At 76.7% G+C, this 17,985-nt stretch carries 5 protein-coding genes; all 5 read right to left on the bottom strand.

Going from position 1 to position 17,985, the window contains the following annotated elements; genetic code table 11:
- Positions 1 to 15: 15 nt before the first annotated feature.
- The 5 genes from ABZ793_RS27685 to ABZ793_RS27665 are packed head-to-tail and all read right to left on the bottom strand — an operon-like array spanning position 16 to position 17,885.
- Positions 16 to 5,484 carry an SDR family NAD(P)-dependent oxidoreductase gene (locus ABZ793_RS27685; protein ID WP_357462135.1) on the bottom strand — a complete coding sequence of 1,823 codons (5,469 nt, stop codon included), beginning with the start codon at positions 5,482 to 5,484 and terminating at the stop codon, positions 16 to 18.
- 14 nt (positions 5,485 to 5,498) lie between these two features.
- On the bottom strand, positions 5,499 to 9,005 hold the full coding sequence (locus ABZ793_RS27680; protein WP_357462134.1) for an amino acid adenylation domain-containing protein: 3,507 nt from the start codon (positions 9,003 to 9,005) through the stop codon (positions 5,499 to 5,501).
- Positions 9,002 to 11,311, bottom strand: a complete 2,310-nt coding sequence (locus tag ABZ793_RS27675) for a lantibiotic dehydratase (protein ID WP_357462133.1) — start codon at positions 11,309 to 11,311, stop codon at positions 9,002 to 9,004. The genes ABZ793_RS27680 and ABZ793_RS27675 overlap by 4 nt, the downstream gene beginning before the upstream one ends.
- Positions 11,308 to 14,418, bottom strand: coding sequence for a thioesterase domain-containing protein (locus ABZ793_RS27670; protein ID WP_357462132.1), 3,111 nt, complete (start codon positions 14,416 to 14,418; stop codon positions 11,308 to 11,310). The genes ABZ793_RS27675 and ABZ793_RS27670 overlap by 4 nt, the downstream gene beginning before the upstream one ends.
- Positions 14,415 to 17,885, bottom strand: coding sequence for an AMP-binding protein (locus ABZ793_RS27665; protein WP_357462131.1), 3,471 nt, complete (start codon positions 17,883 to 17,885; stop codon positions 14,415 to 14,417). The genes ABZ793_RS27670 and ABZ793_RS27665 overlap by 4 nt, the downstream gene beginning before the upstream one ends.
- Positions 17,886 to 17,985 lie beyond the last annotated feature (100 nt).

The following is a 17,985-nucleotide window of genomic DNA, read 5'->3' as shown; positions in this document are numbered from 1 at the left end:
TGTTGTCGCTCGTCGTCACGCGCGGGGCAACCGCGGGATGGCGGGGATGGTGGCCGGCGCGGCCGGCTCGTCGGTGGGGGCGGCGGTGGCCCGCAGCTCCTCGATCCGGGCGGCGAGCCCGGCGACGGTGGGCGTCTCGAAGAGGCTGCGCATCGGCAGCCGCACCCCGGTGGCCTTGCGCATCGCGGCGATCAGCTGCACCGCGACCAGCGAGTTGCCGCCGAGGGCGAAGAAGTCGTCGTCGACGCCGACGTCGGCCACCCCGAGCCCGTCCTGCCAGACCCGGGCGATGGTGATCTCCAGCTCCGTGCTCGGCGCGGCCGAGCCGCCCCCGGTGCCGGCCGGCGCGGAGGTGCTGGCCTCCGGCTCGCCCTCCAGGCTCTCCGTGGTCACCCGGCCGGCGCGGTGGCGGATGTCCTCCACCGTCCGGGTGGTGATCACGACCTGGGCGCCCAGCCCGGCGGTGAGGCTGCGCCGGAACGCCTCCGCCCCGTCCACCGGCCGGATGTCCTCGGTCGGGCCGGCGGGGGTCGCCGCAGTGTCCGCCTCGGGCGCGGCGGCGAGCCCGCCGGTCACCGCGCCCTGGTCGACGCGCCGCAGCACGAAGTCGCTGATGGCGACGAGTTCCCGGCCGTCGGCGTCGCGCAGCGACAGGTCGGCGGCGACCACCTCGTCGGTGGCGCTGTCGCGGTGCCGCAGGTGGCTGTGGAACTGCGCCGGCAGCGACCCGCGCACCACGATCCGCCCGTACGACAGCGGCAGGTAGGTGCCCGAGCCCTGGCCGCGGCCGAACGCGGTCGCCACGTCCAGCAGCGCCGGGTGCAGCCCCCACGACGGCAGGTCCCCGACCGCCTCGGCGGGGGCCTCGACGCGGGCCAGCTCCTCGCCGTCGCCCAGCACGTGCTCGCGCAGCGCCGTCCAGCGCGGCCCGAAGGTCAGCATGCTGGTACGGCCCCGGCCGAACGACGAGTCGTCGTCGACCCGGCGGCCCGCCACGGCCGGCGGCGCCGCCGGCGGGGCCGGCTCGACCGTCCAGCCCGCCGCCCCGCGCACGTGGGTGCGGGACACCCCGGCGGCGAGGCTGCGCACGGCGAAGTCGACGCCGTCGTCGGTGGGCGTCAGCTCCACCCGGTACTGGGCGACCGTGCCGTCGGGCACCGAGAACGGCTCCAGGAACACGACGTCACGCAGCTCCACGGCGGCGTCCCCGGCCGGGGCCGGCAGCGCCGCCGTCACCGCCGCCCGGACGGACTCCAGGTGGGCGGTGCCGGGCACCACGGGCACCCCGCCGATGCGGTGCTCGTCGAGCAGCCAGTGGCTGGTGGCGGAGACGAGACCGTGCAGCACCGTCCCGTCCGCGCCGGTGACCTTCGTGGTGAGCACCGGGTGGTCCACCGGGCTGGTGACCGTGTCCCGCCCGGCGGCCCGGAAGCCCGCCGGGGAGTTGGTCTCCACGGCCATGCCCACCTCGGCCCAGCCGCCCCAGTTCTGCGACACCACGGGCGCGCGGAAGCCGGCGCCGGCCCGGGCGTACGCGTCGAGGAAGTTGTTCGCCGCGCAGTAGTCGACCTGGCCGAAGCCGCCGATCACGGCGGTGATCGAGGAGCAGAGCACCACGAAGTCCAGCGGCAGGTCGCCGAAGACCCGCGCCAGCGCGAGGGTGCCGGCGAGCTTCGGCGCGAGCACCCGCTCCGCCTCGGCCCGCTCCTTGATCTCGGCCATGCCGCCGCCGGGCAGGCCGGCCGCGTGCACGATGCCGTCGATTCCGCCGTACGCCCGCTCGGCCTCGGCCCGGACCCGGGCCAGGTCGGCCGGGTCGGTGACGTCGGCGGCGAGCACCAGCACCTCGGCGCCGGCCGCCTCCATCCGGCGGATCGCGGCGATGGCCCGGCCGGCCCGGTCGCCGCCGTGCACGGCCAGGTGGTCGTCCCACTCCTCGCGGGCGGGCAGCCCGGAGCGGGCCAGCAGCACCAGCTTCGCCCGGGCCCGGGTGGCGAAGTCCTCGGCGAGGGTGATGCCGATGCCGCCGAGGCCGCCGGTGATCACGTACCGGCCGCCCTCGCGCAGCGCCCCCGGCTCGCCCTCGGCGTCGACGGTCACCTGCTCGTAGCCGGTCACCCAGCGGCGTCCGCCGCGCAGCGCCACCTCGGGCCGCTGCGCGTCGACCGGGCGGCGCAGCTCGGCCGCGAGGGCGCGCTCCCCCGCGTCGGCCGGGCCGGCGTCGACCAGCCGGACGGTCAGGCCGGGCACCTCGGCCGGGAGCACCCGGGCCAGGCCGGCCAGGGTGGCGTGCTCCGGCCGGGTCAGGTCCGCGCCCGTCACGTCGCCGATGCCGGCGGTGACCAGGTCCAGGGTGAACGCCCCCTCCTCGGCGGTCAGGCCGGCGCCCGCCAGGGCCTGCACCAGGTGCAGCGCGCTGAAGAAGCCCCGGTCCTGGGCGGCCCAGGTGGCGGCGATGTCGGCGCCGGTCGGCTCTCCGTCGAGGGCGAACGCGTGCACCAGCCGGGTCGGCACGCCGTCCGCGGCGAGGGCCGCGACCAGCGCGTCGTAGTCGTCCCGGACGCCGGGGCGCAGCCGCCAGCCGTCGCCGTCGGCGGCGAAGCCCTCGCCGGGGCGTACGGTCACCGGCTGCTCCCCCGCCGCCCGCAGCGCCGCCACCAGCGCGTCGCCGCGCGGGCCGTCGGCGAGGACCAGGCAGCGGCCCAGCGGCGCGGTCCGCGGCTCGGGAGCCGCCTGCCGCCAGACCGGCACCGCGAACCACTCGGGCAGCGGCCGGGGCCCGGTCTCGGCCGGCGCGGCGGCGCCCGCCTGCACCGGGTCCGGGTCGACCCAGTAGCGGCGCCGCTCGAACGGGTACGTCGGCAGCGGCACCCGCCGCGCGTCCGGGTCGGAGCCCAGCCGCACCGCCGTGCCGGCGCACCACAGCGCCGCCGCCGTGCCGAGCAGGGTGGCCAGGTCGCCGGTGGGCTCGCCCGGACCCGGCAGGCTGCCCAGCGGGACGAGCTTGCGCTGCGCCTCGGACGCCTTGGCCACCTGCATCCGGGCCAGGTTCGCCAACTGGCGGCCCGGGCCGCACTCCACCAGCGACCAGGTGCCCTCGGCGAGCAGGGTGGCGACGCACGCGCCGAAGCGGACCGGCTGGCGCAGGTGCGCCGCCCAGTACGCGGGGTCGGTGGCCTGCTGCTCGGTGATCCAGGTGCCGGTCACGTTGGACAGGAACGGGATCGCCGGCGGCCGCAGCGTGACCGTGGCCATCAGGGCGGTGAACTCGGCGAGGATCGGCTCCATCATCGGCGAGTGGAAGGCGTGCGAGGTGCGCAGCGCCTTGGTCTTGGCGTCGATCGTCTCGGCGAACGCGGCGACCGCCTCGCTCGGGCCCGCCACCACGCAGGTGCCCGGGCCGTTGACGGTGGCGATGGCCAGCCCCTCGGGCAGCCGCTCGGCGACCACCGACTCGTCCAGCGGCACGGCGAGCATCGACCCCGGCGCGACGGACTGCATCAGCCGGCCCCGGGCGGCGACCACCCGCAGCGCGTCCGGCAGGCTCAGCACCCCGGCGACCGTGGCGGCGACGTACTCGCCGATCGAGTGGCCGATCATCGCCGCCGGCCGTACCCCGGCCGACTGCCAGAGCACAGCCAGGGCGTACTCGACGACGAACAGGGCAGGCTGGGTGTAGCGGGTCTCGGTGAGCTTCTCGCCCGCCTCGGGGTCGCGGCCGAGGATCAGGTCGCGGACGTCCAGGCCCAACTCGGGGCGGAGCAGTTCGGCGCACTCGTCCACCACCGCCGCGAAGCCCGGCTCCTCGGCGTAGAGCTGCGCGCCCATCCCCGCGTACTGGGAGCCCTGGCCGGAGAAGAGGAAGGCCGGCCGGGGCGCGGGGCCCTCGACCACGCCGGCCTGCCGGCGGCGCTTGGTGCGCAGCGCGGCGACCGCGTCGGGCAGGTCGGTGGCGACCACGGCGACGCGGTGCGGGTACTGCTGGCGGCCGACGCGCAGGGTGTGCGCGACGTCCGCGAGGTGCTCCGGCCCGCGGTCGGTGGCGGACTCCAGGTGCGCGGCGAGCCGCTGCACGGCCGTGTCCAGCGCGCCGGCGGTCTTCGCCGAGACGTGCAGCAGCTGCGCCGGGCGGACCCGCCGCTCCCGGTACGCCGCCGGCGCCTCCTCCAGGACCACGTGCGCGTTGGTGCCGCCGATGCCGAACGAGCTGACCCCGGCGCGGCGGGGCGTGCCGTCGGTGTCCCACTTGGTCAGCGTGTTCGCCACGTAGAACGGGGTGTCGGCGAACTCGATCGCCGGGTTCGGCGTCTCGTAGTTGATGGTCGGCGGGATCAGCCCGTGCTCCATCGCGAGCACCGTCTTGATCACGCTGACGATGCCGGAGGGCTGGCTGAGGTGGCCGATGTTGGACTTCACCGAGCCGATGCCGCACCAGCCCCGCTCGTCGGTGTCCTTCGTGTAGACGGCCGAGAGGGCGGCGATCTCGATCGGGTCGCCCATCGCGGTGCCGGTGCCGTGCGCCTCGACGTAGCTGATCGTGCGCGGATCGACGTCGGCCATCGCGACGGCCTGGGCGACCGCCTCCATCTGCCCGTCGACGCTCGGCGCGGTGAAGCCGACCTTGCCGGCGCCGTCGTTGTTGATCGCGTTGCCGAGCACCACGGCGCGGATCGCGTCGCCGTCGGCGATCGCGTCGGAGAGCCGCTTGAGCAGGGTCACGCCCGCGCCGCTGCCCCAGACGGTGCCGTTCGCGGCCGCGTCGAACGGGCGGCACCGGCCGTCGGGCGAGGTGAAGCCTTCCATGCCGAGGTAGCCGACGTGCGGCAGCTCGATGTTGACGCCGCCGGCGAGGGCCATGTCGCACTCGCCGTTGCGCAGCGCCTCGCAGGCCAGGTGGAACGCGACCAGCGACGTGGAGCAGGCGGTGTGCACGGTCAGGCTCGGCCCGCGCAGGTCCAGGCGGTACGACACGTTGGTGGCCACGTAGTTCGGGGAGTTGCCGGTGGCCAGCGAGACGGTGCCGTGCGGGTTGCCGCCGACCCGCTTGTTGCGCAGCACGTAGCGGTGCAGGTAGGTGTTGCCGCCGGTGCCGGCGTACACGCCGACGGCGCCGTCGTAGCGGGTCGGGTCGTAGCCGGCGTCCTGGAGCGCGGTGTAGCAGGACTCCAGGAACAGCCGGTGCTGCGGGTCGGTGATCTCCGCCTCGCGGGCGGTCATCCCGAACAGCTCGGCGTCGAACTCGTCGTACCCGTCCACGAGCGGGGCGCGGTTGACCCAGCCCGGGTCGTCGACCTCATCCACGGTGGCGCCGCGGGCGAGCTGCTCCTCGCGGGTCAGTTCGGTGACCGACTCGACCCCGTCGACCAGGTTGCGCCAGAACTCGTTCACGTCGGCCGCGCCGGGCAGGCGGGCGGCCAGCCCGATGATGGCGATCGGCTCGATGCCGTCGCCCTCGGGCAGGTCGGTTGCGGTCGGGTTGCTCATCAGGCTGTCCTTCGTCACGCGGTGCCGCCGGGGCGGCGGGGTGGGTTGCGGCGGGTACGGCTGCGTCGGGCGGCGGCGCGCAGTGCGGCGCGGGCCAGCTCGGGCCGGTCGGCGGCGCCGTCGAGGCTGGCGGCGAGCGCCCGGATGGTGGGGTGCCGGAAGAGGTCGAGCATCTTGATCGACCGGCCGGTGGCGGCGGTGAGCCGGGCGTGCACGGCGGCCAGCGCCAGGGAGTGCCCGCCGATGTCGAAGAAGTTGTCGGTGACGCCGACCTGGTCGCGTTCCAGCACCTCGCGCCAGATGCCGGCGATCAGCTCCTCCGTGTCGGTCAGCCCGTCCGGGCCGGCCGGCAGCACGGCGCGCGGGGCCTCGCCGGCGGCGACGGTCATGGCGCCGAGCTGCGGCGTGGCCACGGTCGGCCGGGGCAGCTCGGCGGCCACCCGGTCGGTCGGCGTGTCCGGTGCGGCGACCAGCGCGCCGACGAGGGCAACCAGGTCGGCCAGCAGGTCGTCGATCCGCCCGGCGTCGAACAGGTCGGGGTTGTAGACCACCTCGACGCCGCACCGGCCGGCCCGCTCCACCACGTAGACGGTGATGTCGAACGGCGAGCCGGGCTTGGGCACCGCGACCGGCTCGGTGTCCAGGCCGGTCAGCGCCAGCCGGGGCGGGGCGAAGTTGAGCACGTTGAACAGCACCTGCACCAGCGGCGCACGGGACGTGTCCCGCCCGACGCCGAGCGCCTCCACGATCCGCTCCAGCGGGGCGCCCGGGTGGGCGGTCGCGTCGTGCAGCTCGCCCGCGCACCGGTCGACCAGCTCGGCGAAGCTGGCCCCGGCGCCGCGCACCCGCACGGGCACGGTGTCGATGAAGAAGCCCACCACGTCGTCGAAGGCGGCCAGCCGGCGGTCGGCGACGATCGCGCCGACCACGTGGTCGTCGCGGCCGGTGAGCCGGCGCAGCAGCTCGCCGAAGCCGGCCAGCAGCACCGCCGCCACGGTGGTGCCGCGCCGCTCGGCCAGCTCCCGCACCCCCCGGTCGCACGCCTCGGGCAGCCGCACCGCCGCCTCGGCGCCGGCGTAGGTGGCCACCGCCGGCCGGGGCCGGTCGCGGGGCAGCTCCAGCACCGTCGGCACGTCGCGCAGGTGCGACACCCACCAGTCCAGGTCGGCCGCGCCGCGCCGCCGGTCCCGCTCCGCCCGCCAGACGGCGTAGTCGGCGTACGTGGCGGGCAGTGCGGGCAGCGCCGGAGCGCCGCCCAGCAACGCCCGGTCGTACGCCGCCGCGAGGTCGTCGTAGAGCAGCTTCTCCGACCAGCCGTCGAACACCGCGTGGTGCAGGGTGATCGCCAGGACGTGCTCGTCCGGCCCGAGCCGGTAGACGGTCACCTGCCAGGGCGGCCCGGTGGCCAGGTCGAAGGAGTGCGCCGCCCCGGCGGCGAGCATCCCGGCCAGCTCGGCTTCGGCGTCGGCGCTGCCGCTCAGGTCGACCACCGGGACGGCCACGTCGGTCGGCTCCTCGCAGACCGCGTACGGCACGCCGGCGGTCTGCGGGATGCGCCAGCGCAGCACGTCGTGCCGCTCGACGACCGCCCGCAGCGCGGCGCCGAGGGCGACCGTGTCCAGCGGGCCGCGCAGCCGGTGCGCCACCGCGATGTTGTACGGGGCGCTGGACGGAGCGAGCTGGTCGACGAACCACAGCCGGCGCTGCGGCGGGGAGAGGGTGGGCGGGTTGCCGGTGGTCAACCCGTCGCCGTCGGCCGGGGCGGCGGCGGTGATCCGCTGCACCAGGCCGGCCAGGGTGCGGCCGGTGAACACGTCCCGGGTGTCGACGTGCCGGCCCAGCTCGGCCCGGAGCGCGGCGACCAGGCGCATCGCGGCGATGGAGTTGCCCCCGGCGGCGAGGAAGTCGGTCTCCGGGGTGGGCGCCGCGCCGAGCAGCCGGCCCCAGATCCGGGCCACCGCCGCCTCGACCGGCTCGTCGACGTCGACCGGCCCGGCGGGAGCCGGGGCGGCGGCCGGGGCGGCCAGCGCCCGCAGCGCCGGCCGGTCCAGCTTGCCGGTGGTCGGGCTGACCGGCAGGTCGTCGCGGCGCAGCACCCGGGCCGGCAGCATCGCGGCGGTCAGCCGGGGCAGGGCGTACGCCCGCAGCCGCTCGTCGTCCGGGGCGTCGGCCGGGGTGAGGAAGGCGACCAGTTCGGTGCCGGCCGGGCCGGGGACCGCCTCCACGGCGACCTGCCGGACGCCGGGCAGGCCGGCCAGCACGGCCTCCACCTCGCCCAGCTCGATCCGCTGGCCCCGGATCTTGACCTGCCGGTCGAGCCGGCCCAGGTAGACGATCCGGCCGTCCGGGTCCTGCCGCACCAGGTCGCCGGTGCGGTAGAGCCGCTCCCCCGGGTCGCCGAACGGGTCGGGGACGAAGCGCTCGGCGGTCAGGCCGGGCCGGCCGAGGTAGCCGTCGGCCAGGCCCGGGCCGCCGATCAGCAGCTCGCCGGCCTCACCCGGGGGCACCGGGCGCAGCTCGGCGTCCACCACGTACGCGCGGTGGTTGGGCAGCGGGCGGCCGATCGGCACCGGGTCGGTCTCGGCGGCGGTCAGCTCGCCGCTGACCGCGAGCACGGTGGTCTCGGTCGGGCCGTACCCGTTGAGGAAGAGCCGGCCGGGGGCCCAGCGGGCGGCCAGCTCGGCCGGCACCGCCTCACCGCCGCAGAGCACCACCCGCCAGGCCGGCAGGTCGGCCGGGTCCAGCATGGACAGCACGGTCGGCGTGATGAAGCCCCAGTTCACCTCGTGCGCGGCGATGAACCGGGCCAGCCGGACGGGGTCGGCCCGGTCGTCGGCGCCGAGGAGCTGGACGGCGCCGCCGAGCAGCAGCGGCACGAAGAGGTCCATGGTGGCCGCGTCGAAGCCGAGCGAGGCGATGCCGAGGCTGCGCACGCCCGCGTCCGCGCCGGTCATCGCGGCGCAGCCGGTGACGAACTCGACCACGTTGCGGTGGGTGGTGAGCACGCCCTTGGGCCGGCCGGTGGAGCCCGAGGTGAACAGCACGTACGCGGGGTCGCCGGGGCGGGCCGGGCACGGGGCCAACGGCGCCGGCCCGGGCAGGCCGAGCGCCTCGACGCCCGGCACGTCGCCGAACTCGGCCACGGCGGCGTCGCCGACGACCACGGACACCCCCGCGTCGGCGGCGATCTCCCGCAGCCGCTGGCGGGGGCCGCCCGGCTCCAGCGGCACGTAGCAGCCGCCGGCCAGCAGCACCCCGAGCACGGTCGCGACGAGGTCGGGGTTGCGGGCCCCGCAGACGCCGACCCGGGCCTGCCGGCCGACGCCGCGCCCGCGCAGCGCGGCGGCCACCCCGGCCGCCCGGCCGAGCAGCTCGGCGTAGGTGAGCCGGGTGTCCCACTGGCGCACCGCGACCGCGTCCGGGGTGCGGGCGGCCTGCGCGGCGATCAGCTCGGCCAGCGTCGCGTCTGGCCACGGCAGGGTCTCCCCGTGGACGGCGCTGATGGACAGGATGTCGGTCACCCGTTCTCTCCCCGGTAGCTCACTGGATCGGTGATCTGCAACCGCAGCTCGCTGACGTAGCCACGCCCCTGCGCGTCGGTCACCCAGGCGTCCGCCGGGTCCGGCAGCAGCTCGCTGACCGTCACGGTGACGTCGGGGCCGCTCTTCGTGGCGGCGTCGACCATGGCGCAGAGGGACTGGGCGTGCAGCGGGGCGGTGAGGTCGACGTAGCAGGGCTTGATCTCGGTGCCCACCTTGACGAAGACCCGCTCGGGCAGCCCGAGCCGGGCCCGCCAGCGGCGGACCGCCAGGAACCGCTCGGCCTCGCCGGTGACGCCGGCCAGGCCGGTCTCCGCCACCGTCGTCCGCCAGGTCTGCCGCGCCACGACCAGCCGGTCGATGGTGATCCGGGGGGTGTGCGGGGCCGGCGCGAGGAGCTTGAAGCTGTCGAGCAGCAGCGCGCCGAGCAGGTTGGCGAAGATCTCCATCAGCGGCCAGCGGCTGCCGTCCGGCAGCACCGCGAGCCACTCGTCGCCGTCGTTCTCCACCCGCGCCTCGGTGGCGCGGACCAGCCGGTCGATGTCGGCGCCCCGGGCCGTGTCGATGCCGAACTGGCGGTCCAGGGGACCGTTGAGGGCGTACGTGATGCGGGTGGTCATCCGCGGGAAGCTCTCCGGGTAGAGCACCCGCGCCCGGGCCGGCCCGAGCTCGGCGTCCAACGCGGCCCGCAACGCCGGCTGGTCGGGGTGGAACGGGGTCAGCACCGCGCTGTCGAACGGGACGTAGGCCGGGTGCAGCTCGCCGAGGACGAGCAGGAAGTCCCCCCGGTTGAGCGCGTCCAGCCCGGCGGCGCTGATCTGCACGTCCGGACTGTGGATGCGGGCGGACGGCCAGCCGGGGCGGTCGGCGGCGAACAGGGTGCGGGCCCGCCCGGCCAGGTCGGCGCTGCGCAGCCGCAGCTCGGTCTGCCCCGGGACCACCGCGTCCAGGCCGATCAGCTCCGCCCAGCGGGCGGTCAGCCCGGCGCCGGCCCGGGCGATCGGACCGTCCGGGGCGAGCAGCAGCCCCTGGGCCAGCGCCCAGACGTCGGCCAGCCGCGCCGGCCCATCGCCGCGCAGCTCGGCGTGCAGCTCCGCGAAGATCCGCTCGCCGGCGGCGCCCACCTCGGCGGTCAGCCAGCGGGCGGCCGTCAGCACGATCGCCAGCGGCTCGGCCAGGGCGTCCAGCACCCGGGAGCCGACCGTGAAGTCCAGGTCGCGGGCGGTCTCCTCGTAGAGCACCGTGCGGCCGGCGTACATCTGCCCGGCCTGGCGGGTGGCGGGCCGACCGGTGACCTCGGTGAACTCGGCGTTCAGCGCGGCGAGCGCGGCGCCGAGCCGTTCGGGGTCCCCGGCCGCCGCGGCCACCGCGTCGCGCGCCGCGCGCAGCCGGTCGAACGCGACCGCCACCTCGGCGCGGACCTGTGCGTCGCCGATCGCGTCGATCCGCTCCACCAGCACGCGCTCGGCCTGCGGGCTGACCGGCAGGCCGGCGTCCCAGGTCAGCAGGTCCCGCTCGACCAGCCGGTCGAGCAGCAGATATCCGTCGTCGGCGCTGCGCAGACCGGTCTCCCCGTCGGCCAGCAGCCGCTCGACCAGGGTGACCGCCGGAGTGCGCCCGTCGCAGGCGGCGAGCAGCCGGGCCTCCACGGCGGTCAGCTCCGTCGGCGGGAGCAGCGGCCGGCTGAGCTGCCGGTCGGACAGGCTCAGGTGCGGCGGCAGCGCCGGCGCCCACCAGCGCCGCACCGCCAGGTCGTCGGCGAGCCGGTCGGCGTACGCGATCAGCGCCCACGCCTCGAAGTGGACCTCGCGCCGGGACACCAGCGCCGGCCCCGGCCGCAGCCGCGTGGTCGGCTCGTCCGGGTCGAGCCGACCCCAGCAGACCGGGCCGAAGAAGCCGATCGTCTCCGCCTTGCCGCAGTAGCGCTGCCAGTAGCGCAGCAGGCTCAGCTCGCGCTTGCGGCGGCGGACGTTGCGGACGGCCGGGTCGGTGCGCAGCAGGCCGTCCAGCGCGATGAGCATCTCCGCGTTCTGCCAGGTGACCGCCTCGCGCAGCAGCGGGTCGGCGGCGATCTCGTTGGCCACCGCGGAGCCGTCCAGCAGCGCCGTCGCGAACGCCTTGTCGAACGGCTCCGCCTCGCCCTCGCCGCGGAGCAGGGCGTCGGCGGCGGCCGCCGCCTCGGGCGCGGTGAAGGCCGCCAGCCCGGCCGCCGGGAAGCCGGCGGTACGCAGGACGACGTCGCGCCACACCGACCAGCCGGTGTCGCCGAGCGGGATCTTGTGGCTCATCGGCCACCCTCCCGCTCGTCTGCGTCCACGATGTGCAGCCGCAGCTCGCTGAAGTAGCGCCGGCCGGCCGCGTCGGGCACCCAGGCGTCCGCCGCCGTGGGCAGCATCTCGCTGACCGCCAGCGAGGTGTCGTCGCCGCCGTCGGTGCGGGCGGCCCGCACCATGGCGCAGAACATGTTGGCGAACGCCGGACTGCTGAGATCCACGAAGCAGGGCTTGGTCTCGGTGCCGAGCTTGATGTAGACCTGCTCGGGCAGCCCGAGGCGGCGGCGCCAGTCCCGGACCGCGAGGAACCGCTCCCGCTCGCCGGTGACCGTGGCGAGCCCGCTCTCGCCGACCGTCGTCCGCCAGGTCTGCCGCGCCACCACCAGCTCGCCGACCGTGATCCGGGGCGTGTACGACGCGGGGCTGACCAGCTTGAACCCGTCGACGGCGTGCGCGCTGAGCAGCGGGGAGAACAGCTCGGGCAACGTCCAGCTCTGCCCGTCCGGGGCGGTGGCGACCAGCCGGCCGCCGGACTCGGCGACGGTCAGGTCGACCGTGGGCAGCACCCGGTCGGGGTCGGCGCCGGGTGCGGGCGCGAAGGCCAACTGCCGGTCCGTCGGCCCGGTGAGCGCCTCGGCGACCCGGCTGGTGCGCCGGGGCCAGTCGTTCGGGACGAGCAGCCGGATCCGCCGCTCGCCGAGGTCCTCGGTCAGCGCGTCGCGCAGCCGGCCCACGTCGGGGTGCGACGGGGTGAAGACCTGGCAGTCGAAGGACGCCCAGGCGGCGTGCAGCTCGCCGAGGACCACGGTGTAGTCGCCGCGCGCCAGCGCCTCCGCGTCGGCGGCGCAGATCTGCAGGTCGGGGCTGTGCAGCCGGGCGTTGGGCCAGGCCGGCCGCTCGGCCGGGAATGCCTCGGCGATCCGGGTGGCCAGGTCGGCCACCGGCAGCCGGACCTCCGTCGTCCCGGCCGGCAGCGTGGCCAGGCCGAACAGTCCGGCCCAGCGGTCGGCGAACTCGGCGGCGACCGCGTCGACCGGCCGGGCGCCGTCGCCCCAGAACATGCCCTGCGCCAGGAACCAGAGGTCGGCCAGGGACACCGGGCCGCCGCCCGCCTCGGCGCGCAGTTCGTCGTACAGCTCGCGGAACGCCGCGTCGTACGCCCGCTCCAGCGCGTCGACCAGCCAGCGGGCCGCCTGGAGCAGCACCGCGAGGGGGGCGGCGATCCGGTCGAGCAGCGGCTTGCCGAAGACCACGTCGAGGTCCCGGCTGGTGTCCTCGTAGCAGAGGGTGCGGCCGGCGTACATCTGGCCGGCGCGGCGGCGCGGGGGCTGCCCGGTCAGCTCGGTGAAGGTCGCGTCGAGCGCGTCCAGGGCGGCGCCGAGCCGCTCCGGGTCGCCGGCGGCGGCGGCCACGGCGTCCCGGGCGGCGCACAGCCGGTCGAAGCCGGCGCGGGCGTCCTGCCGCGCGGGCTCGTCGCCGATCTCCTCGATCCGCCGCCGCAGCACGTCCTCCGCGTCGGGGCTCACCGGCAGCCCCGCGTCCCAGGTGATCAGCTCGCGCTCGACCAGCCGGTCCAGCAGCGCGTAGCCGTCCTCCGCCCGGCGCAGCCCGATCGTCGGGTCGGCGACCAGCTCGCGGGCCGGGCGCCGGCCGTCGGCGGCGGCCAGCAGCGCCGCCTCCACGGGGGTGAGCGGCACCGGCGGCCGGCCGGGCCGGTGGACGGTGCGGTCGGCGAGGCTCAGCTGCGGGCAGAGCATCGGCGCCCACCAGGCGCGCACCGCCACGTCCCGGCCGATCCGGTCGGCGTAGGCGCTGAGCGCCCAGGACTCGAACCACACCCAGCGGCGCCGGGTCAGGCCCGGGCCGGGGCGCACGTCGGCGGTCTCCGGGCGCGCCGGGTCGAGGGTGACCCAGCAGCTCGGGCCGAAGAAGCCGACCGTCTCGTTCTTGCCGCAGTATCGCTGCCAGTACTTCAGCAGGGCACGCTCCCGGTCCCGCCGCCGCACGTTGCGCGCCGGATCGGGGCCGCCCCGCGCCAGGCCGTCCAGCGCGACCACGGCGCCCCGGTTCTGCCAGGTGACCGCCTCCCGCAGCAGCGGATCGGCGGCCAGCTCGGTGATCCGCCGCCCGGTCGCCGTCAGCGCCTCGGCGAACTCCTTGTCGTACCGCTCCGCGCCGTCGCCGGTGGCGAGCAGCTCGTCGGCGGCCGCTGCGGCCTGCGGAGCGGACAGCATGGTCAGTCCGTCGGCGGGAAAGCCGGTGGTACGCAGGATGGCGTCCCGCCACACCGACCAGCCGGTGTCGCCGAGCGGCACCCGGTGCCCGCCCGCCACCGCGCCGGTCCCGACCGTCGCCGCCGGCGGGACGGCAGCCGCCGGCTCCGGGTCGGCCGCCACGGCCCCGTCGAGGTCGGCACGGATCGCGGCGAGCAGGTCGGGGAGCCGGTCGTTGAGGAAGAAGTGCCCACCCTCGATCTCGTGCAGGGTGAAGCCGGCGGCGGTGTGCTCCCGCCACGCGTCGCTGTGCTCCCGGCGGACGGCGCGGTCGTGCCGGCCGCTGAACGCCACGATCGGCACCGGCAGCGGCTCGCCCGGGGTGTAGCGGTAGCTGTCGACCCGGCCGAAGTCGGCGCGCAACAGCGGCAGCAGCAGCTCGACCAGCTCGGGGTGCGCCAGCAGCTCGGCCGGCAGCCCGCCGCCGTCGCCCAGGCGGCGCAGCAGCTCGTCGTCGTCCACCCTGGACAGCCCGTCGAAGAGGCTGGGCGCGGTGACGTGCGGGGCGCGGGCGCCGCCGACGTAGAGCCGCAGCGGCAGCGGACGGCCGGCGCGGCGCAGCTCGCGGACCACCTCGAAGCCGACCCGGCCGCCCATCGAGTGGCCGTAGATCGCGTACGGGCCGCGGACCCGGTCGGCGATGGCGGACGCGACGTCCCCCACCCGGAACTCCGGGTCCTCGCTGATCCGGTTCTCCCGCCCGGGCAGCTGCACCGGCAGCACCTCGACGTCCGGCCCGATCTCCTCCTGCCACCGGCGGAAGACGCTCGCGCCGCCGCCGGCGTAGGGCAGGCAGAACAGTTGCACCGGCGCCGGTTCACGACGGCCGGCGGAGACGAACCAGTTCACCGCGCACCTTTCTGAGGGGGGTCGATCCAGTACCGCTGGCGTTGGAACGGATAGGTGGGCAGCCCGGTGCGCCGGACCGAGCCCTCGGGGTGCAGCGCCGCCCAGTCCACGTCCCGGCCGGCGACCCAGGCCGTCGCCAGCTCGCGCAGCTCGCCGGGCTCGCCGGCCAGCCGGGCGTCGGTGGCGAGCAGTTCGTCCAGCGCGGCGACGGCGCCGGCGGGGTCGGCCGCCACCACGGCCGCCCGGCAGCCGAAGGCGCGCCGACCCAGGGCGAGGGTGGCGGCCACGTCGGCGAGCGCCGGGGCGGCCCCGGCGAGGTGCTGCCGCAGCCGGGTCAGCGCCGCCCGCAGCGCCGCCGGGGTCCGCGCCGACACCGGCAGCAGGTACGCGGGCGCGTCCGCGCCGTCGACCGGCTCGGCCGGGGGCGGCTGCTCGACCACCACGTGCGCGTTCGTGCCGCCCAGCCCGAACGAGCTGACCCCGGCCACGCGACGGGTCGCCTCGGGCCAGTCCCGTGCCTTGGTCGGCACGTAGAACGGACCGCCGGTCAGGTCGATCTCCGGGTGCGGGCGGGTGAAGTGCAGGTTCGGCGGGATGACGCCGTGCTGCACGGCGAGCACGGCCTTGATCAGCCCGGCGATGCCGGCGCCAGCGTCGAGGTGGCCGATGTTGGTCTTCACCGAGCCGAGCGCGCACGTCTCGGCGGGCCCGGCGCCGGCGTACACCTCGTGCAGCGCGGCGACCTCGATGGCGTCGCCGAGCGGCGTGCCGCTGCCGTGCGCCTCGATGAAGCGGACCTCACCAGGGGCGACCTCCGCCGCGGCGAGCGCGCCGGCGACGGCGGCGGCCTGCCCGGCGGGCCCGGGGACGGCGAACCCGGCGCGGTCGGCGCCGTCGTTGGTGACGGCCCAGCCGGGCAGGATCGCGTAGATCCGGTCGCCGTCGGCCTGGGCGTCGGCGAGCCGGCGCAGCGCGACCACACCGGCGCCGGAGCCGAAGCCCGCGCCGGCGGCGGCCTCGTCGAAGGCGCGGCAGCGGCCGTCCGGGGAGGCCAGACCGCCCGGGGTGTGCCGGTAGCGGGGCCAGGTGACGTTCACCCCGCCGGCCAGGGCGATGTCGCACTGGTAGTCGGCGAGGCTCTGCGCGGCGAGGCAGACCGCGACCAGCGAGCTGGAGCAGGCGCTCTGCACGGCGACCGCCGGCCCGGTCAGGCCCAGCCGGTAGGCCACCTGCCCGGGCAGGTGGTCGGTGAACTGCCGGCCGACGAGCCGGGCCTCCCAGTCGTCGGGGTCGACGTCGCCGACCACGGCCGGGTTGTCCATGAGGTGGAACAGGAAGTACCGGTTGGCGGAGGTGGCGGCGTAGACGCCGACCAGCCCGGGGAACCGGGCCGGGTCGTGCCCGGCGTCCTCCAGGGCCTCCCAGGCCGTCTCGAGGAAGAGCCGGTGCTGCGGGTCGGTGCGGGCCGCCTCGTCGGCGCCGAAGGAGAAGAACTCGGCGTCGAAGTCGGCCACCCCGTCCAGCCGGCCGGCCGCCTTGACGTGCCGGAGGTCGGCACGCAGGCCGGGGCCGATGCCGAGGGCGGCCAACTCCTCGTCGCTGTGGTCGTGGATGGAGTCCACGCCGGCGCAGAGGTTCCACCAGAAGGTGCCGACGTCGGGCGCGCCCGGGAACCGGCCGGCGAGGCCGACCACGGCGATCTCGTCGCCCGTGTACTCCCGGGCGGCGGTCGCCGGGGCGACCGGGGCGGGCACAGCCGGCGCGCGGACCGGCTCCGGCGGGGTGTCGACGAGCCGGGCCTGGGCGGCCACGGTCGGGTGCTCGAAGAGCCGCAGCATCGGCAGCCGCACCCCGAACCGCTCGGCGAGCCGCTGCTGCACCCGACCGAGCAGCAGCGACTGGCCGCCGACGTCGAAGAAGCTGTCGGAGCGGCCGACGGCCGGGCGGCCGAGCACCTCGCACCAGATGTCGTGCACGATCCGCTCGGTGGGTGTGGCCGGCGCCTCCCCGGCGGGCACGTCCCGGGCCGGGTCGGGCAGCGCCCGCTCGTCGATCTTGCCGGTGACGGTGAGCGGGAACTCGTCGACCACCACCACCGCGCGCGGCAGCGCGTACTCCGGCAGCCGTCGGGCGAGGGCGTCGCGCAGGGCCACCGGGTCCAGCGCGGCACCGCCCGGCCGGGCGTACGCGAGCAGCTCGCCGTCGCGCGCGATGGCGCGGACCCCGGCGACGCCCGGCTGGTCGGCGAGCACGGCCTCGATCTCGGTCAGCTCGACGCGGAACCCGCGTACCTTCACCTGCCGGTCGAGCCGGCCGAGGCAGACGAGGTCGCCGCCGGGCAGCCACGCGCCGAGGTCACCCGTCCGGTACGTCGGCACGCCGTCTGGGTCGACGGCGAACCGGTCGCTGTCCTGGCCGAGGTAGCCGGGGGCGAGGTGCCGGCTGCGCACCACGATCTCGTCGCCCTCGCCGAGGCGCAGCTCGTACCCGGGCAGCGCGGTGCCGATCGGCAGCGGCCCGGTGGCGGCGGGGTCGGCGTCGGCGAGCGGCAGCGCGTACCGGGCGGCGAAGGTCATCTCCGTGGCGCCGTAGCCGTTGACCAGCACGCAGTCGGGGGCGAAGCGGTCCCGTCCGCGGGCCGCGTCGGCGTGGGTGGCCTGCTCGCCGCCGAGCAGCACGACCCGCACCCGGTCGAGGCGGGGGCCGGGGGTGTCGAGCAGGAAGCGGTAGACGGTCGGGGTGGAGTGGTAGACGGTGACCCCGTGCCGGGCGAGCTGCTCGACGGCGTGGGCGAGGCCGTGCCGGCGCAGCTCCACCGGGACGACGGCGGCCCCGGCGAGCAGCGCCGGGTAGAGGTCGGGGATCGCCGCGTCGAAGCTGAACGAGGCGAGCAGGCTGAGCCGGTCCTCCGGGCCGATCTGGAGGGCCGCGATCTGGTTGTCCACCACGTGCAGCAGGTTGCGGTGGGTCTGGCCGACCGCCTTCGGCACGCCGGTGGAGCCGGAGGTGAACAGCACGTACGCCAGCGCGTCCGGGTCGACGGGCACGGGCCGCAGCGGCGCGGCCGCGAGGTCGTCGACGGTCAGCACCCGGACGGCCGGCCGGTCGGCGGTGAGCCGACGGGCCAGCCCGGCGTGCTCAACTCCACACAGGACAGTGTGAACCTCCGCGGCGGCGAGCATGTGCCGCAGCCGCTGCTCCGGGAAGCCCGGATCCAGCGGCACGTACGCGCACCCGGCGGCGAGCGTGCCGAGGATGGCGGCGATGGTCGCGGGCCCGTGCCCGGTGAGCAGGGCGACCCGGTCGCCCGGCCGGCACCCGGCAGCGGCGAGCGCGGCGGCGTGCCCGCCCGCGGCGCCGGCGAGCGCGGCGTAGCTGAGCGGAGCGGCCTCGCCGAGGACGGCCGGCTGGTCGGGCCGACGGGCGGCGACAGCGCTGAAGCGGTTGATTACCGTCGGTTCTGCCATGTCAACGCTTGGCGGCGGACCCGCTGATGGACAGCGTGCAGCGTTTGACAAACGCAACCATCGATCCCCCCCAGGACTTCGCAATGGAAGCAGCATAAGG

The organism is Micromonospora sp. NPDC047465 (genome assembly GCF_040643125.1).
Lineage (GTDB): Bacteria > Actinomycetota > Actinomycetes > Mycobacteriales > Micromonosporaceae > Micromonospora.
Note: the sequence above shows the minus strand (reverse complement) of the source record. Positions and strands in the feature narration are given on the sequence as shown.